Source organism: Streptomyces sp. CMB-StM0423, from assembly GCF_002847285.1.
Lineage (GTDB): Bacteria > Actinomycetota > Actinomycetes > Streptomycetales > Streptomycetaceae > Streptomyces.
Map to the genome: position 1 here is coordinate 3,422,501 of NZ_CP025407.1, position 25,148 is coordinate 3,447,648.

18 protein-coding genes are annotated in these 25,148 nt (G+C 71.0%); 11 read left to right on the plus strand and 7 right to left on the minus strand.

Annotated elements, in window-relative coordinates:
- Window positions 1–198: 198 nt before the first annotated feature.
- Window positions 199–777, minus strand: coding sequence for a MarR family winged helix-turn-helix transcriptional regulator (locus CXR04_RS14740; protein ID WP_101422595.1), 579 nt, complete (start codon window positions 775–777; stop codon window positions 199–201).
- Window positions 778–913: 136 nt separating this feature from the next.
- Between CXR04_RS14740 and CXR04_RS14745 the strand changes: the two genes are divergently transcribed.
- Window positions 914–2,224: an MFS transporter gene (locus tag CXR04_RS14745; RefSeq protein WP_101422597.1), complete on the plus strand. Its 1,311-nt coding sequence runs from the start codon at window positions 914–916 to the stop codon at window positions 2,222–2,224.
- A gap of 54 nt (window positions 2,225–2,278) precedes the next feature.
- On the opposite strand, the gene CXR04_RS14750 is transcribed toward CXR04_RS14745, so the two are convergent.
- Together CXR04_RS14750 and CXR04_RS14755 are read right to left on the minus strand one after the other, a co-directional pair.
- The gene (locus tag CXR04_RS14750) at window positions 2,279–4,000 is read right to left on the minus strand and encodes an ATP-binding SpoIIE family protein phosphatase (protein WP_199850462.1); all 1,722 of its coding nucleotides are present in this window, start codon (window positions 3,998–4,000) and stop codon (window positions 2,279–2,281) included.
- Window positions 4,001–4,082: 82 nt separating this feature from the next.
- Window positions 4,083–5,438, minus strand: coding sequence for an NAD(P)/FAD-dependent oxidoreductase (locus tag CXR04_RS14755; RefSeq protein WP_101422601.1), 1,356 nt, complete (start codon window positions 5,436–5,438; stop codon window positions 4,083–4,085).
- Window positions 5,439–5,790: 352 nt separating this feature from the next.
- Between CXR04_RS14755 and CXR04_RS14760 the strand changes: the two genes are divergently transcribed.
- Both CXR04_RS14760 and CXR04_RS14765 read left to right on the plus strand, forming a co-directional pair.
- A complete protein-coding gene (locus tag CXR04_RS14760; RefSeq protein ID WP_101422603.1) occupies window positions 5,791–6,501 on the plus strand; it encodes a TetR/AcrR family transcriptional regulator in 711 nt (236 codons plus the stop codon).
- A gap of 340 nt (window positions 6,502–6,841) precedes the next feature.
- The gene (locus CXR04_RS14765; RefSeq protein WP_101422605.1) at window positions 6,842–8,704 is read left to right on the plus strand and encodes a sigma-70 family RNA polymerase sigma factor; all 1,863 of its coding nucleotides are present in this window, start codon (window positions 6,842–6,844) and stop codon (window positions 8,702–8,704) included.
- A gap of 103 nt (window positions 8,705–8,807) precedes the next feature.
- Here CXR04_RS14765 and CXR04_RS14770 read toward each other — a convergent pair whose 3' ends face one another.
- Window positions 8,808–10,253 carry an MFS transporter gene (locus tag CXR04_RS14770; protein ID WP_101422607.1) on the minus strand — a complete coding sequence of 482 codons (1,446 nt, stop codon included), beginning with the start codon at window positions 10,251–10,253 and terminating at the stop codon, window positions 8,808–8,810.
- A gap of 768 nt (window positions 10,254–11,021) precedes the next feature.
- Here CXR04_RS14770 and CXR04_RS14775 point away from each other — a divergent pair.
- The 6 genes from CXR04_RS14775 to CXR04_RS14800 all read left to right on the plus strand — a co-directional run bounded on the left by CXR04_RS14775 (window position 11,022) and on the right by CXR04_RS14800 (window position 18,406).
- Complete coding sequence (locus tag CXR04_RS14775) at window positions 11,022–13,124, plus strand: asparagine synthase-related protein (protein WP_101422608.1); 2,103 nt, start codon at window positions 11,022–11,024, stop codon at window positions 13,122–13,124.
- Between the two features lie 131 nt (window positions 13,125–13,255).
- A complete protein-coding gene (gene lhgO / locus CXR04_RS14780; RefSeq protein ID WP_101422610.1) occupies window positions 13,256–14,596 on the plus strand; it encodes an L-2-hydroxyglutarate oxidase in 1,341 nt (446 codons plus the stop codon).
- A gap of 88 nt (window positions 14,597–14,684) precedes the next feature.
- Window positions 14,685–15,443, plus strand: coding sequence for a tRNA (guanosine(46)-N7)-methyltransferase TrmB (gene trmB / locus CXR04_RS14785; RefSeq protein ID WP_101422611.1), 759 nt, complete (start codon window positions 14,685–14,687; stop codon window positions 15,441–15,443).
- A 63-nt stretch (window positions 15,444–15,506) separates the two neighbouring features.
- Window positions 15,507–16,859: a PrsW family intramembrane metalloprotease gene (locus CXR04_RS14790; protein ID WP_101422613.1), complete on the plus strand. Its 1,353-nt coding sequence runs from the start codon at window positions 15,507–15,509 to the stop codon at window positions 16,857–16,859.
- 94 nt (window positions 16,860–16,953) lie between these two features.
- Window positions 16,954–17,925 (plus strand): NaeI family type II restriction endonuclease, encoded by a 972-nt coding sequence (locus CXR04_RS14795; protein WP_101422615.1) that lies wholly within the window; start codon window positions 16,954–16,956, stop codon window positions 17,923–17,925.
- The gene (locus CXR04_RS14800) at window positions 17,918–18,406 is read left to right on the plus strand and encodes a very short patch repair endonuclease (RefSeq protein WP_101422617.1); all 489 of its coding nucleotides are present in this window, start codon (window positions 17,918–17,920) and stop codon (window positions 18,404–18,406) included. The genes CXR04_RS14795 and CXR04_RS14800 overlap by 8 nt, the downstream gene beginning before the upstream one ends.
- Before the next feature lie 33 nt (window positions 18,407–18,439).
- Here the strand turns inward: CXR04_RS14800 and CXR04_RS14805 are convergent, their stop codons facing one another.
- From CXR04_RS14805 to CXR04_RS14815, 3 genes are all read right to left on the minus strand, one after another.
- Window positions 18,440–19,045: a DUF3883 domain-containing protein gene (locus CXR04_RS14805; protein WP_159072322.1), complete on the minus strand. Its 606-nt coding sequence runs from the start codon at window positions 19,043–19,045 to the stop codon at window positions 18,440–18,442.
- Between the two features lie 238 nt (window positions 19,046–19,283).
- Complete coding sequence (locus CXR04_RS14810; RefSeq protein ID WP_101426377.1) at window positions 19,284–21,119, minus strand: DEAD/DEAH box helicase; 1,836 nt, start codon at window positions 21,117–21,119, stop codon at window positions 19,284–19,286.
- A complete protein-coding gene (locus CXR04_RS14815; RefSeq protein ID WP_101422620.1) occupies window positions 21,119–22,528 on the minus strand; it encodes a hypothetical protein in 1,410 nt (469 codons plus the stop codon). Before CXR04_RS14815 ends, CXR04_RS14810 begins: the two co-directional genes overlap by 1 nt.
- A gap of 119 nt (window positions 22,529–22,647) precedes the next feature.
- Here CXR04_RS14815 and CXR04_RS14820 point away from each other — a divergent pair, with 119 nt between their 5' ends.
- Complete coding sequence (locus CXR04_RS14820; protein ID WP_101422622.1) at window positions 22,648–23,337, plus strand: hypothetical protein; 690 nt, start codon at window positions 22,648–22,650, stop codon at window positions 23,335–23,337.
- A gap of 197 nt (window positions 23,338–23,534) precedes the next feature.
- Window positions 23,535–24,845 (plus strand): DNA cytosine methyltransferase, encoded by a 1,311-nt coding sequence (locus tag CXR04_RS14825; RefSeq protein ID WP_101422624.1) that lies wholly within the window; start codon window positions 23,535–23,537, stop codon window positions 24,843–24,845.
- Window positions 24,846–25,148: the final 303 nt, after the last annotated feature.

Here is a 25,148-nt window from a genome sequence, read left to right on the forward strand (position 1 = left end):
CGCAAAATCCGGCCGCCCGCCGAAAAGAACCGGGCATGCCGATTCAACCCCGACGAAAGGGAGTCGATCACACAACGAGAAGATGGGACGAGCCGCCCCACAGGGACGGCCACCGTCGCACTCCAGAACCCGAACGGCCCCGTGGCAACCCGAAGAACCTTACGGAGCGGCCTGACCGGTGTCAAGCGCGATCAAGGGCTAGTCCAAATCGGACAGTCGGCCGCTCGCGTCGGGCTGGGCGTCCTCCACACGGCGGAGGAGGCGGGTCAGCAGCTCGCCGAGCAGGGTGCGTTCGGTCGGGGTGAGGTCCTGGAGCAGGTCTTCCTCCCAGTCGGTGCCCATGCGCATGGTCGCGAACCACTTCTCGCGGCCCAGCCCGGTGATGCCGACGATGACGCGGACGCGGTTGGCCTCGTCGCGTTCGCGGGTGACCAGGCCCTCGGTGACCATGCGGTCGATGCGGTGGGTCATCGCGGCGGGGGTGAGGCCGAGGCGCTTGGCCAGCTCGCCTGGGCCGAGCTGGTACGGGGCGCCGGCGAGGACGAGGGCCTTGAGCACCTCCCACTCGGCGCCGTTGATGCCGATGTCGGAGAGGTGGCGGCCGTAGGCGACGGTCATGCGGCGGTTGAGGCGGCTGAGGGCCGAGACGATCTGCTCGACCTGGGGGTCGAGGTCCTGGAACTCCCGCTGGTAGAGCGCGATCTGCTCGTCGAGCGAGCGCAGCTCCTGCGTGGGCGGCCGTTCGGCATCGGGGGCCGGGGCGTCGCTGTCGGACATGGCGCGCAGTATTCCACCAATCTCGTTCGCGTCGAACTTCTCAGTCATGTACTCTTTAGGTCTGAACTTTAGCATCGAAGTCTTCGACCCGGTAGCTCGTCGGCTCCGGGACGCACGTGTGTATGGGTGGTGAGTAGTGACACGGGAGACCGGCACCGCGGCCCTCCGCAGGATCCAGATGGGGAACGCGCTGAGTGCCTTCGGCAGCGGCTTCACGGTGCCGTACACGTTCTTGTACGTATCGCGGGTGCGGGATCTGGGCTCGACGACGGCGGGTGTCGCGCTCGCCGGGTTCGCCATGGCCGCGCTGCTCGTGCTGCCCTTCACCGGGCGGTTCATCGACCGGCGCGGGCCGCTGCCCGTGGCCCTTGCCGGTACGGTCGCGGCCGCGACCGGGGCCCTGTCGCTGGGGCTGGCCTCGACGGCGCCGATGGTGCTCGCGTCGACGCTGGTCATGGGCGCCGGGATGGCGGTCATCCAGCCGGCGCTGGCGACGATGATCGTGTGGTGCTCGACCACGGTGACGCGGTCGCGGGCGTTCGCGACGCAGTTCTTCCTGAACAACCTCGGGCTCGGTGTCGGCGGTCTGCTGGGCGGGCTGCTCGTGGACGAGGAGCACGCGGGGTCGTTCGTGCGGCTCTTCGCCATCGAGTCGGTGATGTTCCTGGTGCTCGGCGCCGTGGTCGCGACGGTGCGGCTGCCGCGCGGGACGCGCGCCGCGCACGCCGTGCCGGCGGGCGAGGGGGCCCGGGGGCGGTGGCGGATCCTGCTCGCGGACCGGGCGATGGTGTGGCTCTGCGTGCTGGGCTTCGTGATGTTCTTCGCCTGCTACGGGCAGTTCGAGTCGGGGCTGTCGGCGTTCGCGGTCGAGGTGTCGGGGATATCCCCGTCGACGCTCGGGGTGGCGCTGGCGGCGAACACCGCGGTGATCGTCGTGGCGCAGTTCGCCGTGCTGCGGCTCGTGGAGCGGCGGCGGCGCAGCCGGGTCATCGCCGCGGTCGGGCTCATATGGACGTTCGCGTGGCTGGTCGCCGCCGCCTCCGGGTGGGTCGCCGGCGGACAGGCGATGGCGACGGCGGCGATCATCTCCACGTACGCGCTCTTCGGCCTCGGCGAGGCGATGCTGTCGCCGACCGTGGCGCCTCTTGTGGCGGATCTGGCGCCGGGGTCGCACATCGGGCACTACAACTCGGTGTTCGCGCTGGTCAAGCAGTTGGCGCTGGCGATCGGGCCGGCCGTCGGCGGGCTGCTGGCGGGGGCCGGGGCGTACGGGGCGTACATCTCGATGCTCGTCGTGTGCTCGCTGGGCATCACGGTGATGGGGCGTCTGCTTGGCCGCCGGCTGACGCCGGTGCAGGACTGCCCGCGGCTCGCGGGCACCGTGCAGGTCGCGGCCCACAAGCCGGCGGCGGCCGAGGCGGAGCCGGCACCCGTGCAGGCGGCCTAGGCGCGGGCCCCGCGGGCTCCTGCCTGCGCGAGCCCGCCCCTTCCGTACGCGGCCTCAGTGGCCGTGCTCGCCCGGCAGGGCGAACTCGCACCACACCGCCTTGCCGCCGCCCAGCGTGCGGCGTGAGCCCCAGGTCGAGGCGATCGTGGCGACGATGGAGATGCCGCGGCCGTTCTCGTCGCCGGGCTCCGCCCGGCGGCGGCGCGGCAGGCGGTCGTCGCCGTCGGTGACCTCGACGATGAGCCTCCGGTCCGTACGCCGCAGGCGCAGCCGCATCGGCGGGGAGCCGTGCTGCAGGGAGTTGGCGACGAGTTCGCTGGCCGCCAGCACGCCCAGCTCGCGCAGCTCCGCCGGGAAGCGCCAGCTCGCCAGGACGCCGTCGGCGAAGGCGCGGGCGCGCGGGGCCGCCTCCACGCCGCCGAGGAGGTCGAGCGCCGCGCCGCGGAAAAGTTCGGCCTCCCCGTCGTCGCGCAGCGGGTGCTCAAGGACGAGCACGGCGACGTCGTCGTCGTGCTCGGCGGTGACGCCCAGGGAGCGGATGAGGCGGTCGCAGACGACGCCGGGTGCGCCGGTGGCGCCGGCGAACGCGCTCACGAGCGCGTTCACGCCCTCCTCGATGTCCTGGCCGCGGCGCTCGATGAGGCCGTCGGTGTAGAGGACGGCGGTCGAGCCGGGCGGGAAGGGCAGTTCGGCGGAGCTGTGCACCCAGCCGCCGGTGCCGAGGGGCGGTCCCGTGGGTTCGTCGACGCGGCGCACGGTGCCGTCCGCGTCGCGGATGAGGATCGGCAGGTGGCCGGCCGAGGCGTGCACCAGGCGGCCCTCGTGCGGGTCGTGGACGGCGTACGCGCACGTGGCGATCTGGTTGGGGTCGATCTCGGCGGCGAGGCCGTCGAGGAGCTGGAGCACCTCGTGCGGCGGCAGGTCCAGGCGGGCGTACGCGCGTACCGCGGTGCGCAACTGGCCCATGACGGCGGCGGCGCGGACGCCGCGGCCCATGACGTCGCCGATGACCATGGCCGTGCGGCCGGCGCCGAGGGTGATGACGTCGTACCAGTCGCCGCCGACGGCGGCGTCCGTGCCGCCGGGCTGGTACTTGGCCGCGACCCGCAGGTCGTCCGGGTGCTCCAGTTTCTCCGGCAGCAGGCTGCGCTGCAGCGCCACCGCGGCCTCGCGCTGCATGCGCTCGCCGGCGCGCAGCCGCTCGGCGGCCTCCACCTGGTCGGTGACGTCGGCGGCGGAGACGAGCACGCCGCCGCTCTCGCCGACGTCGATGGGGCTGCAGGTGAACGTGTACGAGCGGGAGTCGGGGGCGCGGCGGGCCTTGACGGTGCGCGGGGTGCCGCTGCGCAGCACCTGGTCCATCAGCGGCAGCAGCCCCAGCTCGGCGAGTTCGGGCAGCGCGTCGCGTGCCGGGAGGCCCGGGGCGCGGGCGCCGAAGACGGCGGCGTAGGCGTCGTTGACGTAGGCGATGCGGTGGTCGGGGCCGTGGACGACCGCGACGGGTGCCGGCAGCCGGCCGAGGGTGGCGCTGACGGGCAGCTCGATGCCGGGGTCGACGTCGTGTTCCGTATCGGGTTCCGGGCCCGTGTCGCCGCCGCCGCTCGCCGTACCGCCGCCGGGGTCGGCGTCCGGCTCGGCGCCGGGGGGCGGTTCCGCCGCAGCGCGGCGGCCCTGCCGTCCGGCGCGGGCGGAGGGGACGGCACCGCGGAAGCCCCGCGCGGCGGCGGTGCGGCGCGGGGATCCGGGGAGCCGGGGGCTCCAGCGCGTGAAGTTCAAGCGTGCCAGTCCCAGGTCCACTCGTTGGTCGTTCGTTTCGCTCCGTGCCGTTTCGTGCCCGTCCATGGTCACATGCCCCGCCTCAGTCGCCGTCAGGGCCGCGACCCGACCGGGTGGCGAGTTCGAATTCCGCCCGGGGGTGTTCCAGCGAGCCGAGGGCGACGATCTCCCGCCTGAACAGTCCGGCAAGGGTCCACTCGGCGAGCACATGGGCCTTACGGCCCACGGTGGGGAGCTTGCCGAGGTGGTACGCACGGTGCATGAGCCAGGCAGGGTAGCCCTTCAGCCGGTGGCCGTACACATAGGCGATGCCTTTGTGGAGGCCGAGGGAAGCGACGGAGCCGGCGTAGCGGTGCCGGTAGTCGCGCAGGGGGTCGCCGCGCAGGGCTGCGGCCAGGTTGTCGGCGAGGACGCGGGCCTGGCGGACGGCGTGCTGGGCGTTGGAGGCGCAGAGTGCGCCGGGCTCGTCGGCGGTGAGGTCCGGTACGGCGGCCGCGTCGCCGGCGGACCAGACGGCGTCCTCGCCCTCGACGCGCAGGTCGGGGGTGCACCGCAGGCGGCCGCGGTCGTCGCGGGGCAGACCGGTGGCGGCGAGCACGGGGTTGGGGCGGACGCCGGCGGTCCACACGAGGGTGCGGGTGGGGAAGCGGGCGCCGTCGTCGAGTTGGGCGACGCGGTCCGTACAGCTCGACAGGCGGGTCTCCAGGCGTACATCGATGCCGCGTTCGCGCAGGCGGCGTACGGCGTACTCGCCGAGCCGCTCGCCAACCTCCGGCAGGATGCGGTCGCTCGCCTCGACGAGGACCCAGCGCATGTCCGCGGGGCGTACGCCGGTGTAGTAGCGGGTGGCGTAACGCGCCATGTCTTCGAGCTCGGCGAGGGCTTCCACGCCGGCGTAGCCGCCCCCCACGAACACGAACGTCAGCGCGGCCTCGCGGACGGCGGCGTCGCGGGTGGAGGAGGCGATGTCGAGTTGTTCGAGCACGTGGTTGCGGAGGCCGATGGCCTCTTCGATCGAGGTGAAGCCGATGCCGTACTCGGCGAGCCCGGGCACCGGCAGCACCCGGGAGACGGATCCGGGCACCATCACGAGCTGGTCGTACGCCAGCTCCAGCGGCGGTTCGCCGGTCTCGTCGGTGGCGAGCGTCGAGACGCGTGCGGTGCGCTCGGCGTGGTCGACGGACGTCACGCGGCCGGCGACCACGCGGCAGCGGGGCAGGACGCGGCGCAGCGGCACCACGACGTGGCGCGGCTGGACGGAGCCGGCGGCGGCCTCGGCGAGGAAGGGCTGATAGGTCATGTACGGGTCGGGGGCGACCACGGTGATCTGCGCCGCGCCTCTTCTGAGCTGCTTGCCGAGGTGCTTCTGCAGCCGCATCGCCGCGGCCATCCCGACGTTGCCGCCACCGACGACGAGTACCCGCGTCGGATCCGTCATGGGCAACCTCCTGCCTGGGGTCCCGCCTGGGGCCCGGCCTCGCCGCACGCCGCCGGCGGCGGTGGGCCCGGGACGAGGCCGCCGACGGCGACCTCGGAACACCCATGACGCACCGCGTGCGGACTTTTGTCCACAGGCGGGGGAAGGATTTCCGGCGCCCGAGGTGTCCGACCCGCGGCCGATCCTTATCCACAGCCCCTTCTCTCTTGACTTCTGCTGAACTATGTTCGTACGAGCCGGAGTGGCCCGACCAGATGCACTCCGGTAAGCAGGGTGGGGAGTCTCCGGGGGGAGACTGTCATAACCGGGGGAAACAGAGATGCAGGTTCAGAGCAGTCGTCTGTCAGCAAACATGTCGGGACCGGACACTTCCGGCGAACTGCCGACGAATGGCCGGTCGGCGCTGCGGGTCGACGCGCAGCGCAATCTGGAGCACGTCCTGCGCGCCGCGCGCGAGGTCTTCGGGGAGCTGGGTTACGGCGCCCCGATGGAGGACGTCGCCCGCCGCGCCAGGGTCGGCGTAGGCACGGTGTACCGCCGCTTCCCGAGCAAGGAAGTGCTGGTCAAGCGCATCGCCGAGGCGGAGACCGCGCGGCTCACCGAGCAGGCCCGTGCGGCACTGCAGCAGGAGGAAGAGCCGTGGGCCGCGCTGGCCCGCTTCCTCCGCGCGTCCGTCGACTCCGGTGCCGGGCGGCTGCTGCCGCCGCAGGTGCTGGGCGTGACGGCGCAGGCGCCGGAGGGCGAGCCGCGGGTGCCGCAGCAGCGGCCCTCGCCGGACGGCACGGCGCCGCAGGCCGGCGGTGCGGTCGCGGGTGAGGGCCCGGGTGCGGAGGGCGCGAGCGTCGGCGGTACGGACGCGGCGGCGCTGCTCGACGTGGTCGGGCAGTTGGTCGCGCGCGCCCGGGACGCGGGGTCGCTGCGCGCCGACGTATCGGTGTCGGACGTGCTGCTGGTGATAGCCACCGCGGCGCCGTCCCTGCCGGACCCGGAGCAGCAGGCGGTCGCGTCCGCGCGGCTGCTGGACATCCTGCTCGACGGGCTGCGGCCGCACGCGGAGGGCTGAGCCCCGGGCCGTGCCCGCCAGGGGTGCGCCGGGGTGTGCCTCGGCGTGCCCTGACGGGCCCCATGGGGTTCCCCTTGACGGGTGTCCCCGCCGGCGGTGGTTCGTGTTGACGGCGTCGCCCGTCAGGGTGCCTCTCGCCGGGCGCCGGCTTTGGCGGCCGGCGTAGCGGCCGTTCGTCAAGCGAGGCCGCCGTCTACCCCGAAAGCGTGACCGGTAGTGCGCCGCGAGCGGGAAAACCCCCCAACGGGTGGTTGACCGTTCAACGCGGACGGCGGCCACGGCCCGTTGTGACACGCTCACCCGATGAACGGGCGGGACGAGCTCTACGGGAGCTTGCGGCATGGCAGTTGACGATCGGGACGATCGCGGGCATGCCATGGACGGCGGGACCTCAGGCGGTTCCGACGAGGCCGTGGGGGCCATCCCCAAGCAGCGTGAGCGGCGGGACGAGGGGGTCACGGGACCCCTGCCCTCCGACACGGAGTTGGTCGGCCGGATGCGTACGGGCGACGACAGCGCGTACGAGGAGCTGTACCAGCGGCACGCCCCGGCGGTCCGCCGGTACGCGCGCACCTGCTGCCGCGACTCGCACACCGCCGACGACCTCACCGCCGAGGTGTTCGCCCGCACGCTCCAGGCGGTCCGCGGCGGCGCCGGTCCCGAGACCGCGGTACGGGCGTATCTGCTGACCACCGTGCGGCGGGTCGCCGCCGCCTGGACGAAGACCGCCAAGCGCGAGCAACTCGTCGACGACTTCGCCGTCTTCGCCACCCAGGCCGCGCGGCCGGTCTCCGACGACGACACCCTCGACCTGGGCGCCGACGTACGGGCCATGCACGAGGCCGAGCAGTCGATGGCGGTGCAGGCGTTCCGCAGCCTGCCCGAGCGCTGGCAGACCGTGCTGTGGCACACGACGGTGGAGGACGAGTCCCCCAGCCAGGTCGCGCCGCTGCTCGGGCTCACCGCCAACGCCACCGCCGTACTGGCGCACCGCGCCCGCGAGGGGCTGAAGCAGGCGTACCTCCAGGCGCATGTCTCGACCGCGCTCACCGCGGGCGGCGACTGTGCCCGGTACGCGGACCGGCTCGGCGCGTACGCCCGCGGCGGGCTGCGGATGCGCGCCGAGCGGGGGCTGCGCAAGCATCTGGACGACTGCACGCGGTGCCGCATGGCGGCGGTCGAGGTCGCGGACGTCAACTCCCGGCTCAGCACGCTGCTTCCGGTCGCGGTCGTCGGCTGGTTCGCGTCGGCCGCGGCGGCGAAGGCCGCCGGGTTCGCGGGCGTCGGCGCGGGTGCCGGGGCGGCGGGTGCCACCGGAGCGGGGGCCGCGGCGGCGGCGAGCGGCGTCGGCGGCATCGGCGGCGGGGCGGGCTCGGGTGCGGCCGGCGGTGCCGGTGCGGCGGCGGGCGAGGGGGTCGGTGCGCCGGTCAAGGTCGCGGCCGCGGCGGGCATCGTCGTGGCCGCGGCGGCAGCGGCGCTGGCGCTCGTACTCTCCGGCGGCGACGGCGGGAAGGAGCCGGTCGCCAACCCGCCCGCCACCTCGGCCCCGGCGCCGCCCCCGGCGCCCCCGGCCGAGAAGAAGCCGGAGCCCACTCCCCCGCCCCCCGCCCCCGAGCCGGCGGAGCCCACCCCGACGCCGACGCCCACCCCGACCCCGGAGCCTCCCTCCCCCAGCCCCACGCCGACCCCCACGCCCACGCCCACGCCGACCCCGACACCCACCCAGACGCCGAAGCCGCCGCCCCCACCGCCACCGCCGCCCCCCGCCGAGCCGTACCGCGTCGCCGGCCTCGACGCCGACGTCCTCGGCGACGGCACGGCCCCGGAGATCGTCGCGAGCCGCAGCGGCTGGTGGTGGCAGCGCGAGGACTTGGACGTCGGCGGCACGACCTACGCCCACGGCGTCACGGTGTCCGCCAAGTCATCGCTGGTCATCGAGCTGAACCGGTCCTGCACCCGCTACCGGGCGGCGGCCGGCATCGACGACATGATGGACCGCCTGGGCGCGGCCAGATTCACCGTCTACGGCGACGACGCCCGGCTCTGGCGCTCGGACTGGGTCGAGGCGGGCGAGCAGGCGGCGGTGGTCGACGTGGGTCTGCCGTCCGGCACCGAGACCATCCGGCTGGAAGCGGAACCGCAGCACCCCATCCACACCGCGCTGCTGACGGGCTGGGCGGACTCAGTCATCGACTGCCGCTGAACGCCGCCCCAGCCGGGCGCCTCGTCCGCCGCTGCCGGAGGCCGCGCGCGAGCCCGTACGCCCCGGCGCACTGCGCCGCCGGGCACGCCCCGGCGCGTACCCCCTACGCCGGCGCGACCAGCAACGGGCGGGCGCGCTCGCGCAGTTCCGCCACCATCGGCTCGTCGCCGTACGGCTCCAGCCGGGCCAGCAGGTCCTTCACGTACTCCGTCGTCCGCGCCGACGAGATCCGGCCCGCGACCTCCACCGCCCGCGTGCCCTGCGCGCACGCCGCGTCGAGGTTCCCCGACTCCAGCTCCGCCACCGCCGCCACGATCAGCCGCAGCCCGTGCGAGCGTACGAACGCCTCCGTCGGCCGCGCCAGCGCCTGTTCGGTGAACCGCCGCACCTGCCGCGGCACCCGCAGGTCGCGATAGCACTCGGCGGCGTCCGCGGCCAGCCGGTCGTAGGCGTAGAAGTCGAGCCAGGCCGGGTCGGGGTCGCCCGCACGGGCGCGCTCCAGCCAGCTCTCCGCCGCCGCCAGGGCCGTGCCGCACGACGCTTCGTCCTGTGCGCGGGCGTGCGCCCGCGCCTCGACGAGGTGGAAGAAGCTCATCGCACGCGCCGTCGCCAACCCCCTGTTGCGCTCGATCGCCGCCTGCGCGAGGTCCACGCCCTCGTCGGCGAAGCCGCGGTACGTCGCCTGGAGCGACATCGACGCCAGGACGTACCCGCCGAGCGGCACGTCCGCCGCCGCCCGCGCGAGCCGCAGCGCCTGGATGTAGTACCGCTGGGCCGCCTCCTGCTGCCCCGTGTCGAAGGCCATCCACCCGGCGAGCCGGGTGAGTTCGGAAGTCGCGCCGAAGAGCGAGCGCCCGACCTCGTCGGTGTACGCGCCGAGCAGCAGCGGCGTCGCGTCCACCCGCAGGCACTCCGGCACCATCGACGCCCGCCAGTCGCCGCCCCCGTACTTGGAGTCCCAGCGCCGCGCCTCGTCCGCCGCGTCGCGCAGCTTGGCGACGTCGCTGTGCCCCACGCGCCGCGGCCCCGGGCCGTCGGCGGCGGGCGCGTGCTGCGGGTCGACGCCGTCGAGGCCGCGGGCGACCGAGCCGTCGGCCGGCGTGATCAGCCAGCGGGAGGCGGGCGTCGCGTACGCGCTGACGGCGAAGGAGCCGGCGAGGCTCTGCCAGATGCCGCCGCTGCCCGCGCGCCGCCCGGCGAGGTCGAGCCGGTACAGCTCGGTGGCCGAGCGCACCGCCTCGCCCACGTCCCGCGGGAACGCCAGGCCCACTTCGGGCGCCGGGTCGGTGTCGGCCAGCCCTATCTCGTGCAGCGGCACGGGGCGGCCGAGCTTGCCGGCGATGGCGGTGGCGATGAGGTGGGGCGCGGCGCCCTGGGGCACCATCCCCTTCGTCACCCAGCGGGCGACGGACGTCTTGTCGTACCGAAGCGTCATGCCGCGCTGCGCGCCGAGGTCATTGACCCGGCGGGCGAGTCCGGCGTTGCTGATCCCGGCGAGCGCGAGCATGTGGCCCAGCTTCTCGTTCGGCCCGCGTGGCGTCCTGGACATGCACACCCCTCGACCACCGACGGCTCCCGTCCGGCAGGTGGGGATCCGGCCGGGTCGCATATGCACCCAGCGTAGTTCGCCGGATCCCGACCGTTAAGAGGAATGTTTCCGGATGGCGGGATTGCAGCGCGCGTGCTCCGGGGTCGTGTGGCGGTGCGCCGTACGTGCGCTCTGCCCGCAAAGGGCCGTGCACGCTTGGCTGGTTGTCCGTGGGTGGGCTCGCCGCGCCTGGGAAAGCGGCGGGCCTGGGGAACTCCGCCGTCATTCATCCCCGCGGGCGGCGGCTCACGGTCCGGGGAGCGCGGGACGCTTCCCGGACCACACAAGCCCGGAAGACGGGCTTGGATGGCCGGGATTGCGCCGTGTAGAGAATGGCTGAATGACGCCCCTCACGGGGGGTGTAGATCCGGGCGTACGGGACGCCCGCACCGGAGTCCGGGCACCGCCCGGGTGTCCGTACCGCGTTCCGGACGGCGCGCCGGGGGGCCGGTTCGTACCGCCTGTTGATCCTCTTCCTCATGCAGGGCCCGCCGGGCCGCCCAACTGCCGTGAGCGCGCCCGCGCGGCGGCCTCCGGGGGCGCTTCCGGCCGTGACGGGCAGACTCCCGCACGACCGCATCCACTCACATGCGCCCCTCTCGTGGCAGCATTGGTCCTGACGAAGCGGCAGTACGCCCTGAGCGTGGCGGAGTTGATGCCGATCGCCCGGCTCGCCTGGCTCGCTTGGCATATGCCGATACGTCCCCAGTTGCCCACGAGGAGGCGCGCATGCGGTGGTTGGTGGGGTGGAGCAGTGCCGCCGCCGCGCCCTCGTTCCTCGACGGTGCCCAGTCCGCCGACGACTACGACCTCCACCCCGTCGGCGCCCAGCTCGTCTGGGGCGGCTCCGATCCGCTGTGGGCGGTCGGCGACTGGCGGCCGGACGAGATCCGCGTCGTCGACGTCGCCCCGCTGATCCGGCTGGCGGTCTTCGGCACCTGCGGCGCGAGCGGCGACCAGTTGCGCGTGGGCCTGCTGTCCGCCCGCGGCGGCGCCGTACGGCACCTGACCGCCTGGTCCGGCGGGTACACGGCCGTCGCGCAGGTCGGCCGCCGCACCACCGTCCTCGGCGACCTCGCCGGCGCGCGCCCCGTCTTCCACGCCGCCTGGGACGGCGGCACCGCGTACGCGACCGCCGCGCTGCCGCTCGCCGACCTGATCGAGGCCGAGCTGGACGTCCCCCACCTCGCCGCCCAACTCGCCTGCCCCGACGTGCCGGAGGCGCTCGGCGACGGCACGCCGTACGCCGGCGTGCGCCGCGTGCCTCCCGGCCACGCGCTCATCCTCCGCGAGGGCGCCAAGGAGATCACCGGCTACGAGCCGCGCGCCTCCCTCGCCGTCGCCGCCCCTTCGCTGGACACCGAACCGGCAGTGGCGGGCGTACGCGACGCGCTGGTGGAGTCCGTACGCGCCCGGCTCGCCGCCCCGCGCCACGCGCCGGAACCCGGCTACGGCGGCCTCGACCCCGGCCCCGTACCCGGCATGGGCCCGGCCGACCGCCGCGCCTCGCGCGGTCCCGCGCCCGGCATCGGCGCCGACCTGTCCGGCGGCATCGCCTCCGGCACCCTCGCGCTGCTCGCCGCCGGGCTGCCGGGCGCGCCCGGCACACCGCCGGGGCTGGGCCCCGGACAGGGCGAGCGCCTGGTGGCCGTGACGTTCAACGACCTGACGGCGCGCGCCGACGAGGCCGAGCTGGAGCGGGCCCGCACCATCGCCGCCAACCCGCGACTGCACCACGTGGTGGTGGCCGCCGGCGAGGCGGCACTGCCGTACGCGGACCTGGAGAGCATGCCGCTGACGGACGAGCCTGGGCCCTCCCTGGTCGCCGCCGCCCGGCACCGGCGCAGGCTGACTGCGGGCAGCGCCGACCACCTCGTGGGCGTCGGCGCCCGCGAGGTCCTCGACGCGCACCCGGCGCGGCTCGCGGACCTGCTGCTGGACCGCAGACGGCGCTCGCTGTTCCGGCCCGTGACGGCGCTGGCGCGCGCGGAGGGCTCGGTGCTGGCACCGCTGACCGTCTACCGCGCGGCCCGCCGGCTGGCCCGTACGTCGTACTGGGAAGGCATCTCCGAAGGCGCCGAGGCGCTCCTCGACGACCCCGCGGGCGTGCCCGGCGGAGCGCCCGGGCGCAGCCGGGGCGCGCTCGACGCGTCGCTGGCCGCGCTGAGCTGGTGCCGGCCGGGGCCTGCGGCGCGGTGGCTGACGGGCGAGGCGCTGGCCGAGGTGGCGGTACGGCTCCGGGGCTCCGCGGGCACGGCGAACGGCGACGGCACCGGCCGCCCCGGCGAGCGCCGCGCCGCCGCGGCACTGGCGCAACTGGGCGCCGACTACCGCGTCTTCGAGCAGGCCGCGGAGGTCAGGTTCCAGCGGCTGCACGCCCCCTTCCTCGACAACCAGGTCGTACGGGCCTGCCGCGCCCTGCCCGAGGCGCTGCGCGTACAGCCGGGCGCGCGGGCAGCGGTGCTCGGCGCCGTACTCGACGGCGCGGGCATCCGCGGGCTGCCGCCGGGCTGGGGCGCGACGACCGGCCCCGCGGCGGCCGCCGCGTCGGCGGAGCGCATCGGGCTGCGCCGCGCCTCAACGGAGCTGGCCGACCTCTTCCACCGGCCGCTGCTGGCGGACGCGGGTCTGGTGGAGGGCCGGGTCGTACGCAAGGCGCTGCGCGCGGCGGCGGACGGCGAGGCGCTGCCGCTGGGCGGGCTCGCGGAGCTGGTCTCGACGGAGCTGTGGCTGCAGCGGCTGCTGATGCGGCGCGGGTCGTGCTGGACGGGCGACGCGGCGCCGCGGCAGCGCGCGGTCGCGGGCGGGGTGCCGCCGCGGCTGCCGCTGTAGGAGGTTCGCGGCCCCCGGCGCTTCGCGGGCCCCGCGGTAAGGGGCTTCGCGGTAAGGGGCTTCGCGGCCCCTGGTTTGGCGGCGGCCGGGCCGGTCGGGGGATGATGGGGCCGACCCCTGCCGGAGGTGCCATGGCCGACGACTGCGACGTACTCGTGATCGGCGCCGGCATCGTCGGCCTCTCCACGGCGTACGCGCTGACGCGGGCCGCCCCCGGCATCCGCGTCGTCGTCCTGGAGAAGGAGCCAGGCCCGGCCCAGCACCAGACCGGGCGCAACAGCGGCGTGATCCACAGCGGCCTGTACTACCGGCCGGGCTCGCTCAAGGCGCGCTACGCGGTGCAGGGCGCCACCGAGCTGGTCGCCTTCTGCGCCGAGCACGGGCTGCCGCACGCGGTCACCGGCAAGATCGTCGTCGCCACGGACCGGGACGAGCTGCCGCGCCTGCACGCCCTGGCGCAGCGCGGGCGTGAGAACGGCATCCCGGTGCGCGAGCTGGGTCCCGCGCAGATCACGGAGTACGAGCCGCATGTGCGCGGGCTGGCGGCGCTGCACGTGGCGACGACGGGGGTGTGCGACTTCCGGGCGGTGGCGCGGACGCTGGCGGAGCTGGCGCGGGAGGCGGGGGCGGAGGTGCGGTACGGGGTGGAGGTACGGGCGATCGCGAGACGCCCGGGCGGGGCGCGTACCTCTGAGCCCACGGCCGTCTCTGACACCACCCACCCCGACGACACCACCGGCCCCGGTACTTCCGTCCGCCCCACCGACGCCACCTGCCCCGCCGACGCCACCCGCCCTGCCGATGCCACCGGCCCGGCTGTCGCCGTCCGCACCGCCGCCGGTGACGTCGTCCGCGCCCGCGCCCTCGTCAACTGCGCCGGCCTGCACTCCGACCGCATCGCCCGCATCGCCGGCGATCGCCCAGGGCTGCGCATCATCCCCTTCCGCGGCGAGTACTACGAGCTGGCCCCGCACGCCGCCGACCTCGTCCGCGGCCTCGTCTACCCCGTCCCCGACCCCGCGTTCCCGTTCCTCGGCATCCACCTCACCCGCGGCATCGACGGCGCCGTCCACCTCGGCCCCAACGCCGTACCCGCGCTGGCCCGGGAGGGGTACTCCCGTACGAGCCTCAGCCCCCGCGACGCCGCCGCCACGGTCGCGTACCCCGGCAGTTGGCGCATAGCACGCCGCCACTGGCGCTACGGCGCCGGCGAACTCCGCCGCTCCCTCTCCCGCCGGGCGTTCACCCGGGACGTACGGCGCCTGCTGCCCGCCGTCGACGAGAAGGACCTGCGCCCGGCACAGGCGGGGGTACGGGCGCAGGCGGTGCTGCCGGACGGGGCGCTGGTGGACGACTTCCGCTTCGCGGAGGGGCCGCGGACGATCCACGTACTGAACGCGCCGTCCCCGGCCGCGACCGCGTCGCTGCCGATCGGCAGGGAGATCGCCCGCCGGACGCTCGCCCTGCTGTGACGGGCGGGAGACCACCCCCTTCACCGGCTCGGGGCATGGGGGGACCGCCCCCTTCACCGGCTCGGGGCCTCCGTAAAATGGGGACACTGTGTCCGACCACTCCGATCAGCACGATCGTCCCCAGCCCAGGTTCCCCGACGGCCCCGCCCCCGCGCCCGCCGGGCCGCACAACGAGCGACGTATCCGCTCCTTCGTGCCGCGCCGCAGCCGCGTGACCCTCGCGCAGGGCGAGGCCCTGAAGCGGCTCTGGCCGAAGTGGGGCTTCGACATCGACGGCGCGTCCGTACTCGATCTCGACGACCTCTTCTGCGGGCTCCCCGTCGTCCTCGAAATCGGCTTCGGCATGGGCGAGGCGACCGCGGACATGGCCGCCGCCGACCCCGCGACCGGCATCCTCGCCGTCGACGTCCACACCCCGGGGCAGGGCAACCTGCTGCGGCTCATGGAGCAGCGCGGCCTGACGAACGTACGCATCGGCAACGGCGACGCCGTCATCCTGCTGCGCGAGATGCTGCGCCCCGCCGCGCTCGCGGGGATGCGGATCTACTTCCCGGACCCGTGGCCCAAGAAGAGGCACAACAAGCGCCGGCTCATCCAGCCGGAGTTCCTGGCGCTGGCGGCGTCGCGGATGGCGCCGGGGGCGGTGCTGCACTGCGCGACGGACTGGGAGCCGTACGCGGCGTGGATGCTGGAGACGCTGGAGGCGTCGCCGTACTTCGAGAACACCCACCCCGGCGGCTACGCGCCGCGGCCGGACTTCCGTCCGCGTACGCGCTTCGAGGGGCAGGGGCTCGGAAAGGGGCACATCGTGAACGATCTGCTCTTCCGCCGCATCCGCGATAAATAGCCCGTCGCGCGCGGCGGGAGGACTGGCTAGGGTCGAAGGGTGCAGCACGAAGGCGCTCAGCTCATGACCCGGCCGCGGGAACCCGAGGAATTCGGCCCGCGCCCGGAGTACGAGGACGCGCGCCCGAAAGCGGCGGAACCTCCTGTGCACACCCCTCCCGCCGGCCGCCGGTTCTGGCGCAGAAGGGGCGTACGAATAGGCGCGGTGGCGACCGTGCTGACGCTGGCGGGCCTGGCGATCCTGTGGCTGGTGTGGACGGAGACCGGCACGCACGGGATGCTCCTGGGCGGCGGGCTGGCGCTGCTGCCGGTGCCGCTGCTGATCGCGGGCTTCCTGTGGCTGGACCGGGTGGCGCCGGGACCGTGGCGCTACCGCATCTTCGCGTTCGCCTGGGGCGCCTTCGCCGCGACGCTCGTCGCGATGCTGGCGAACACCTTCGCCGCCCGCTGGATGGCCACCGGCCTGCCGACGGCGTCGTCACGCGAGGCGGACCTGTGGGGGATGGCGGTCGTCGCGCCGGTGGTGGAGGAGAGCGCGAAGGCGGCGGCAATACTGCTGCTGTTCCTCTTCCGCAGGCACTACTTCGCCGGCCTGGTCGACGGCCTGGTGCTGGCGGGGATCATCGGCACGGGCTTCGCGTTCACCGAGAACATCCTGTACCTGGGCCGGGCGTACGAGGAGAACCAGACCTTCGGCGACTCCGGCCCCCTGGCGACGGTGACGGTGACGTTCATCGCCCGGATCGTCTTCTCCCCGTTCGCGCACCCGCTGTTCACGGCGATGGCGGGCATCGGTTTCGGCCTGGCGGCCATGACGGTCGCGCGTCAGCGTCTACGCCGCGTGCTCCTGCCGGCGGCGGGCCTGCTGCTGGCGATCGCGATGCACGCGCTGTGGAACGGCTCGGCGGTGATGAACGGCTACGCCTTCCTCGGCGCGTACGCCTTCGTGATGGCGCCGGTGTTCGGCCTGCTGGTGTGGCTGGCGGTCTGGTCCCGCGGCGGCAAACTCCGCACGATACGGACCCAGCTCCCCGCCTACGCCCAGGCCGGCTGGCTGGTCCCCGCGGAACCGGTGGCCCTCTCCTCCCTGCGCATCCGCAAGATAGCCCGCAGCCTGGCCCGCCACGCCCACGGCGACGAGGCCCGCCGCGCAGTAGCCGACTACGAACGCGCGGCGACCACCCTGGCCCTGCTCCGCGCCCAGGCCACGCAGGGCCGCCCGGCAAAGGACTACGCAGCCCGAGAACAGGCCCTCCTGGCAAGGATGTGGCAGAACAAGGCCATAGCCCAACCCGCCCTGACCAGAGCCGCCTACACCACCAACCCACCCCGCCCAACCCCCTGGCCCCCACCCCAGGGCACTGCACACTCCCCGCAACGCATCCCCTTCCCTGCGCCTGGCAGCAGGCCCGCGTAGCCGGGAGGCGGAGCGCACTGCCCGGCAGCAGCGGTACGCTACGCCCCTCGAAACCCAACTGCGCACACTCTGAAGCCAGACGCGAGGTTGCTGAATGCTTCCGTTGGACTACTCGGCCGCGCTGAACGCCACAGCGACCAGTTCAGCATCATCCGATCCCGAACTGATCGCAGTCCGGGATCATCTCATTCGGCTCGATCCCAACGGAGAGCGCTTCTCCCTTGTACTCCGGGATACGATCGACCAGCTTCTGAACGGTGAGGTCACGGGCCGTTACGACTGGGGCACACTGCTTAAGACAGAGAAGACACATGCCGGCAGCCTGGTAGAGATCAACTTGCAAAGAGAATTCAAGTTTGCCGACGGCGAATCGATGGATTATCGTATCGCCGGAATCGAAGTCGACTGCAAATTCTCGCAGAGGTTCGGTTCCTGGATGATACCGCCAGAAGCTATCGGGCATCTCTGTTTGGTGGTATGGGCGGATGACATGAAGAGCCAGTGGCGAGCCGGGCTCATCCGAATCCAAGAGGAGATCCTCAACCAGAAGTCTAATCGTGACCGGAAGCTCACGATCAAGGCTGAGCACAGGAACAAGATTTACTGGCTCATGCCCGACGGCAAGCTCCCAGAGAACGTACTTCTACACATGCCTGCAGTCGATCGCCATGCTGTCCTCGGGCAGAAGAGCGGTCAGGCGCGCGTGAACGAACTGTTCAGGCGGGTCCAGCAGCGCAGAATTACGAGAAACGTGGTCCGTACAGCCGCCCAGCAGAAGGACTACATGAAGAGGGTCCGCGGTAACGGAGGAGCAAGATCCAGCCTCCGCCGTCACGGCATTCTCATTATGGGAGATTACCGAAAGCACCAGCAAGTTGCAGCGGATCTGCAGGTCCCGGTCCCCCGAGAAGGAGAGTTCGTCAGTGTGCGCGTAACGCGGGCGCAAAATGGCCAGCACGCAAGACCACGCGTATACCTGGAGGGCGACTGGTGGGCGGTTGCTGGAGACCAGGACCCGGCCGAGTCGGCGCCAACGCTCCCGAAAACGCGAAACTCCGATGCCTGAAAAGCTCGATCCCCCCGACATAGGGGATGCTGAGCAGAAGTCCTGGCGCCCGCCAGACGGGTCGTGGGCTTCTTCTGCTGCCCGCCGCCGAAATATGCAGGCAATCCGCAACCGCGATACCAAACCGGAACTGACCATCCGGCGCCTGGTGCATGCACTCGGACTCCGGTACCGAGTGGCGGCACGGCCGCTTCCGGACCTGCGGCGGACTGCGGACCTGGTGTTCCGTCCAGCAAAGGTCGCAGTGTTCATCGATGGGTGCTACTGGCACGGCTGCCCGGAGCACTACATCCCTCCCAGGACAAACAAGGGCTATTGGTCGGAAAAAGTGACTAAGAACGTCGCCAGGGACCGCGACACCGATGAACAGCTCGCCGATGCAGGCTGGGCAGTCCTCCGCTACTGGGAGCACGAGAATCCCGTCGCATGCGCCCACCAGATCGCCGACACTGTGCGAAGGCGCCGGGAGGAGTCGAAGTAGCCTGCCGGAGGGAAGCCGTCACCGCAGCCGGAATCAGCCAGGCCAGTCGACAGCACCGCCGAGTATCGCAGAAGCGGCCTCGTCAACTATTTCCCGGAGCCCGCTGATACCGGGGACAAGGACATCGCGTGGAACGTCGAACCGGCAGGACTCCCACCTCGCTGCGGCTCCTCGGTCTGCCGGAGCCTGCGTGGCTATCCAGACGGCTGGAACAGTGGCGACAGCGGCCGCTTTCAGCCCTTCTGTCAGCCGCACTGCAACGAGTTGCCAACTGGCATCGTTGCGCATTGTCTCGTACTCGTTGCGTGAGAGATACACCGGGAGTCGGCCGCGGCGGGTAGTCGACTTCACCTCGATGTGGGCGCACAGTCCCACTGCACGCACGGCGATGTCGTAACCGAAGCAGTCAGCTTCTGCTGCGACGTGCAGAACTTCCGCCGCCTCGGGCAGGCCTTCGCAGAGCAGATGGACAAGCGCCCGTTCACCAGCCCCCCCGATGCGCTCTCGCTGCGCCGTGTCAATTTTGCCCCATGCCGCACGCACGCAGGCAAAAGCTTCCTCGGCGCTGAGGCCAACCGCTCGGGCCGCGCTCAGCGCGTCGCCGGGAAGCTCTTCGGGCGTCGTGACAAGCACATCCATATCCGCAAACCACGGCGTCGCCTCGGTTAGCGCATGCTCCAAGACCCTGTGCTGGGGTCTTTGCACGGCGCCCGGGCTCTCCAGCAGCCCTCCGGCGCGGAGCCAGCTATAGGCCGTCTCGTACTGAGTGGGGGTGAGATCGCTGTAGGCGTGGTGCGTCGCGAAAAGCGCCCGGCAGCGGGCTGGGCCTGAGTCCGTCAGGTGCGTCAGCCACCTTACGGCCCCCCTCAGTACGGGTTCAGGCGGTACGGGCACGGAGATAGCCCATCAGTGCCTGCAGATCCTTCTGGTCCAGACCTGCTCCTACGGCGGGCTCCTCATCCAGATCAGCAAGCTCACGTACAGACGGGTCGTCGAGGATGCTGCCCATGAACAGAAGCTTGTCGGCGAGACGCTGGTCCACCACCTCGTCGATGGTCCCCTCGGAGACCAGAACGGTGACACGGGTTTCTGCGTCGGAAGCCAGACCAAGGCGATGGATCCGGTCCAGGCTCTGCAGGTACCGCCCGGCGGCAAAGTCACGGTCGACGTAGACGGCGTCATGGCAGTGGTGGTGCAAGCTGATTCCCTCACCGAGGGTAGCGGGGTTGGACAGCAGGACCATGCAATCGGGGTCGCCACGGAACCGGGCGATCTCTGCCTCGCGTTCTTCGGTGCCCCCGTAAACGATCGAGGGCGAGAACTCACTCAAGATGCGCCGCAGTGTGGTGAGGCTGCGGATGAACGTCGACCAGACCAGCGTCTTCCGGCCGAAGGCGGCGTTCTGGGCGACGATCGCGAGAACCTCGCGGTACTTCGATGACATCTCGTAGCTTGGCAGGTCCCTCATGAGCTGGAAGAGCGGCGTCCCCTCTGGCACTGCCAGCGGTGGTACCTGGTACGACAGCGGCTCGTACTTTGTCGTCCCAACAGACAGGAGCGCAGGGCTGATTGCGGCCATGAGGAGATAGACTGCGATCCTTCCGAGCGCCTGGAATTCACTTTCCGCATTGTGAGAGCGGGCTGAGAACCGCCCGGTGAGCGCCTCGTACACCTCCCGGTGGAGTGGCGGGAGAGGAACAGGCCTCCGTGTCGTCGTCACTGGAGGCAGGCCCAGCTCTTGCTTCGTCGTGCGGGCGAACAGCGGCCGCAGTACTCGGCTCGCCTTGGCCAGGTCCCCACCGGCGACTGCCTGAGTGACATGCTGGCGCCCGTAGCCTGGCCAGACGAAGCTGAACAGATTCTCAAGGTCGCGCACACCGTTGGGTGCGGGAGTGCCCGTGAGCACCAGCCGGTGGCGGGCGCGCGGGCCAAGCGCCAGGCAGGCAGAGCCGTATGTGCCCTGGGCACCGAGTTTCGTCCGGTGAGCCTCGTCCAGCAGCAGCAGAGACGGCCGTGCCGCGAGCCACTGGCCGAGGCTGTTGACGACACCGTCGAAACGGAGGCGCTCGTAGTTCACGATCAGGGCTTCGGCTGCCGGGTCTGCGTCCCGTGCAGCCACGGCCATACGCAGCGGCTTGGCCAGGCAGGTGGCGTTCTCCTCCTGCCACGCCTCGAAAGATGACTTAGGACCGACGACCAGCAGCCGCTCAATCCCGCGGGTTTGGCGCAGAACGCTGAAGACCGCCAGCCCGACACGGGTCTTGCCTGCTCCAGGGACGGAGAAGTTGGCACCATGGTGCATGGAAAGCAGCCGGGCGGTGTCCCGGCGCTGGAAGTCTGTCAGCTTGCCGGTCCACTCCCCTCCGAGCAGGCTGTCCAGATCCCCGGGGTCCATCTCCGCCGGCCCACTCCTTGCGGTGCCGAGGCGCTCAGCCACGATACGGGCGTCGTTATGCGTGTCGGTGACCAGCGTCTGCAGCTCAGGTTCCCAGATGACTCTGCTTGGCTCTGGCCAGTCCGCGAGCGCCGCCAGGTTCGTCAGCAGATCGTCCAGATTGATGTCGAGCGTGGTCGGCGAGGCGTGCACCCCACTGCTGAAGCGCAGAGCGATGCGCCGAAGTTCCGCTTCGAACCCGTCACGGACCCGGATTCGCACCTGTGTGGCGCTGTCCCCGAACCCCAACTGCAGGCTGGGGCTGGCCGCGGCTTGCATCACTTGCCCCTCGTAGCATCAAGCAGCCAGGCAACCCCGTCGCCGGGGGAGTCGAAGGTCCGGCCTGCCAGTCTGGCCAGCCTGGCCAGGCTGTCACGCAGCGCGATCAGACCGTCGTCGAAGGAGTCCTCGTCCAGCACGCGCTTGGCCCTGGCATCGGCAAACTCCAGAACGCACTGGCTAACATGCTCAGCCGCATCCGTCAGGCGGTCTGGCACGGCTGCCCGTCGCTTCTTAAGCTGCGCGTTCAGTCCGGCCATTCTGACTGCGACGTCGAAAGTTTCCCTCGCCTTCGTAATCTTCTCGTTGGCGGCGGCCACCAGAGGCGGCTCCAACTGTCCATCAGCCTGCTGCGCCGCCTTAGCCTGCAGAAGGGTGTCGGTGAGTGCCTTGACCGCCCGAACCGGTTCCGGCTCTGCCGGGAGGACGACCCCTGGCAGACCGGGGATTGCTTTGTCAGCGGCTTCTGCTGTTCCCGGGCGCAGTTCATCTGGCAGCCGGGGGGCAAGGAAGTCGCTGTGGAAGTCCGCCTCAGCCAGCCGGAGGCTGGTCTTGGGGTAGTTGAGTACCACCATGGCCAACCGGGACTCCTTCAGCATCTCGGCCGCATCCGCATTAGTCTCAGCGCACGTCACGTAGTCCCGCTGCAGCTCACGCAGCTTCTCCTGGTGTCCTTCGAAATCCACCAGACGCAGCTTCACTCCACCGGCCGTGACACTCCGGTCGATGGCCTCAAGGATCATCTGGTAGACACGGCGGTCGGTCCTGAGCGTCTTGAGTTTGATGTTGAAGTCCCGCGCCACATCCTCTTCACGCCGACTACGGGCAAGTTCGTCCTCGATCGCTATGAGCTGGTTGATGTAGGAGTAGTCTCGGCGCTTGTCATGGCGCAACTGCAATGACATCTCAACGTCGTTGATGTCCCGGTAGACAGTGTCCGCAGGCAGGACGCCGACTCGGATGTCCTTGACTCCCAGCTCCCGCAGGGCCGCACAGCGCGTGTTGCCGTCGACGAGGATCCCATCAGGCGTGATGATCCCAGACTCGCGCTGTCCGTAATCCTCCAGTTCCTCCCGCAACTCGATGTACTCAGGGTCGGTCTGTGCGGGGTTGGACGGCTGGCGGGTGAGGAGGTAGTGGAGATACTCCTGCGCCTCATCGCTCCAAGGCCGCCCGTCCAGGGTCCGGCTGCGCTCAGAGTCGAGCGACCGCTGGGCACGAACACGGTGGGTATCGGGGTTGAAGTACAGCATCTCCACTGGCATCGCGATCACGTGCAGGTACCGTTGCTCCCCGCGGAAGGTGACGGTGACCTTCGCCCCTTCTTCCGCTTTAGCCTGCTTCAGGCGTTCCGCGACCATTGCGCGGTTCTCCTCGGCAAGAGGGGGTGAACCGAACTCTTCGAACATTTGGGAACCCTCCCACGAAACCTGCCGTCCGGACTGGGTGCATCATGCCAGGGGGCGTCGGCAGCAAGGGCGCATGCTTGATAATGGGCCGGAAGCCGCCCTGCCCGACGGAGGACGCCATGGCCTTGCCCGCATGGAACGAACCAGGTGTCAAGAGAGGCACGATGATCCGCGGCGCCCTGTGGCTGATCCAGGAGATTGGTGAAGGCGGGACGTTCACGAAAGAAGACGTCCGTGACGCCTTCCAGGGCGTAGCTCAGGCAGACCGCCGGATCAGGGATCTGCGGGGCTACGGCTGGGTGATCCACACCAGTACGGATGACGCGAGACTCGCCTCGGAGCAACAGCGGTTCGTCAAGCAGGGGGTTGCAGTATGGGACCCGGCAGCGCGCAAGGCTGCTGAAGCACAGCACGCCGTCACGAGCAAGGAGAGGCAGGCAGCCCTTGAGCGGGACGAATTCATGTGCACGGTGTGCGGCATCTCGTCGGCCGAGCCGTACCTGGACGACTCGAACCAGACCGCGGCCCTCGTCGTAGTCCGCAGAATGACCGTCATGCCTGACGGCACAGAGATCACGCTTCTGGTCACGGAGTGCAAGAGGTGCCGGGCAGGACGAGGCACTGTACCCGCGCGGGCCGATGAGGTCCTGCAAGCCGCCGCCGAACTCGACGAAAGCGACCGGCGGCGGCTGCTCAGGTGGATCGAACGCGGGCAGCGTAAGCCGTCGCCCGCAGACCGGGTCTGGAGCGCCTACCGGCGCCTGCCGGAGGATGCTCGTAGCGCTGTGCGCTCCTCCCTGTCACGCTGATGCGCCGCACTCGCACCGGTGCCGAAGGCTTGGCCCCGCTGGCACGCCGCATCTGGGCCGGTTCTCCGGCAGGCCACCCGACCTGCGAGTATTGTTCGCTCAGGTGCTGGAGCATCTGCAGTTACTTCTGCAGCCGAAGAGGCTGAACTGCTTATGATGCGCAAGCGCCGGACGCCGATCGCCTGGAGGTAGAGCACATGCCGGAACCAGATGCTGAAAATGGGCTTCAGGTTGTCGAGATCTGCGCCGGCGCTGGCGGTCAGTCACTGGGACTGCACCGGGCTGAGTTCAGTCACCTTCTGGCCGTTGAGCTGGACCGCAGCGCGGCTGATACCCTGCGCGCCAACCTGCCCAACGGCGAGAAAGTGGTCAGAGTCGGCGACGTGGCAGACGAGAATGTCTGGAACCCCAAGGAGTTTGAGGGAAGAGTCGATCTCCTGGCCGGCGGAGTTCCGTGCCCTCCGTTCAGCATCGCGGGCAAACAGCTCGGCACAAAGGACGAGCGAGATCTGTTCGCGTGGGCCATTCAATTGTGCGCAACTGTCAAGCCCAAAGCTCTTATGCTGGAGAATGTGCGCGGGCTCAGTTCTAACCGGTTCGCCGCGTACCGCCAGCACACGCTCGACCGTCTTCGGGACATCGGCTACGTCCCAGACTGGCAGCTTCTGCATGCCAAGGACTTCGGGGTTTCGCAGTTCCGGCCACGATTCGTACTCGTTGCCGTCCTGGAGGAATACGCACCTTACTTCAAGTGGCCGGAAGCCCAGGCCCATGAGCCTCCGACCGTAGGTGAACTCCTCCGGGACCTGATGGGTTCGAATGGCTGGGAGAGCGAGAACCTGGAAGCCTGGGTAAAGCGTGCCTGTGGGATCGCTCCAACGATCGTCGGAGGCTCGAAGAAGCACGGCGGTGCGGACCTGGGCCCTACTCGCGCCAAGCGGGCCTGGGCGGAACTTGGTGTCGACGCCATGGGAATTGCCAATGAACCACCGATGGCCGGTTGGGCACCCAAAGGAAATGCGCCTGGCCCCAAGCTCACCATCGATATGGTCAAGCGGCTTCAAGGCTGGGACAACAACAAATTCTCGTGGGATTTCAAGGGCCGCAAAACAAGCGTGTACCGGCAGATTGGCAATGCCTTCCCTCCACCGGTCGCCATGGCCGTCGGTGAGGCCATCAGAAGCGCCCTGATGAGAGAGGGTGAACGTGGCAAACTGATCGAGACCACAGATGTCGTTCTTGATCCCGTATACAAGCTGCTCCACAGCCATGGACGGCCTCTCACTGTCGAACAGATGATCTCGAAACTCGCACAGCGAGGCATCGTCATGAGCCAGCCCACAGTCGAACGTCACCTGAACCACCTCAGCCGCGACTTCGAACTCAGGACCAAAGAACGGTCATCTGGCGCAGTAGCGTTCAGTCTGGGAGATTTCCAGGGCTTCATCGGACAGGATGACCACCGACGGCACGTACTTTTCGCTGAGCAACGCTCGAAGATCAGCTAATTTGCTGGCGGGACCTTCGCTGCTCTTTGAGGCGACGATTTCGGTCAGGGGACACTGGTGGCCTGCGTTCGATCCAGGTCAAGATCGCCATCCGCATCTCCCGCCAGGTGGCCCAGGTGTGGGCTTGAGGAGGTTCTTCTGCAGCAGCGCGAAGAAGCTGGCCAACGCCCCCTCGACCCGGCCGATCGAGCAGACCAATTCCTGCCGGATGAGTACCGCGCCGGACGACAACGGACCCCAGGGCGGCCACCGCGAGGCGGCACTTCCCGGGCGTGGATGGCATAAGCCCACGATGTGGCCGGA

Coding starts and splice junctions, on each gene's coding strand:
- CXR04_RS14825 (WP_101422624.1), top strand. CDS start 23,535: ATGCCGGAACCAGATGCTGAAAATGGGCTTCAGGTTGTCGAGATCTGC.
- lhgO (WP_101422610.1), top strand. CDS start 13,256: ATGGCCGACGACTGCGACGTACTCGTGATCGGCGCCGGCATCGTCGGC.
- CXR04_RS14800 (WP_101422617.1), top strand. CDS start 17,918: ATGCCTGAAAAGCTCGATCCCCCCGACATAGGGGATGCTGAGCAGAAG.
- CXR04_RS14760 (WP_101422603.1), top strand. CDS start 5,791: ATGTCGGGACCGGACACTTCCGGCGAACTGCCGACGAATGGCCGGTCG.
- CXR04_RS14765 (WP_101422605.1), top strand. CDS start 6,842: ATGGCAGTTGACGATCGGGACGATCGCGGGCATGCCATGGACGGCGGG.
- CXR04_RS14790 (WP_101422613.1), top strand. CDS start 15,507: ATGACCCGGCCGCGGGAACCCGAGGAATTCGGCCCGCGCCCGGAGTAC.
- CXR04_RS14795 (WP_101422615.1), top strand. CDS start 16,954: ATGCTTCCGTTGGACTACTCGGCCGCGCTGAACGCCACAGCGACCAGT.
- CXR04_RS14755 (WP_101422601.1), bottom strand. CDS start 5,438: ATGACGGATCCGACGCGGGTACTCGTCGTCGGTGGCGGCAACGTCGGG.
- CXR04_RS14810 (WP_101426377.1), bottom strand. CDS start 21,119: ATGCAAGCCGCGGCCAGCCCCAGCCTGCAGTTGGGGTTCGGGGACAGC.
- CXR04_RS14805 (WP_159072322.1), bottom strand. CDS start 19,045: ATGGATGTGCTTGTCACGACGCCCGAAGAGCTTCCCGGCGACGCGCTG.
- CXR04_RS14770 (WP_101422607.1), bottom strand. CDS start 10,253: ATGTCCAGGACGCCACGCGGGCCGAACGAGAAGCTGGGCCACATGCTC.
- CXR04_RS14820 (WP_101422622.1), top strand. CDS start 22,648: ATGGCCTTGCCCGCATGGAACGAACCAGGTGTCAAGAGAGGCACGATG.
- CXR04_RS14815 (WP_101422620.1), bottom strand. CDS start 22,528: ATGTTCGAAGAGTTCGGTTCACCCCCTCTTGCCGAGGAGAACCGCGCA.
- CXR04_RS14740 (WP_101422595.1), bottom strand. CDS start 777: ATGTCCGACAGCGACGCCCCGGCCCCCGATGCCGAACGGCCGCCCACG.
- CXR04_RS14775 (WP_101422608.1), top strand. CDS start 11,022: ATGCGGTGGTTGGTGGGGTGGAGCAGTGCCGCCGCCGCGCCCTCGTTC.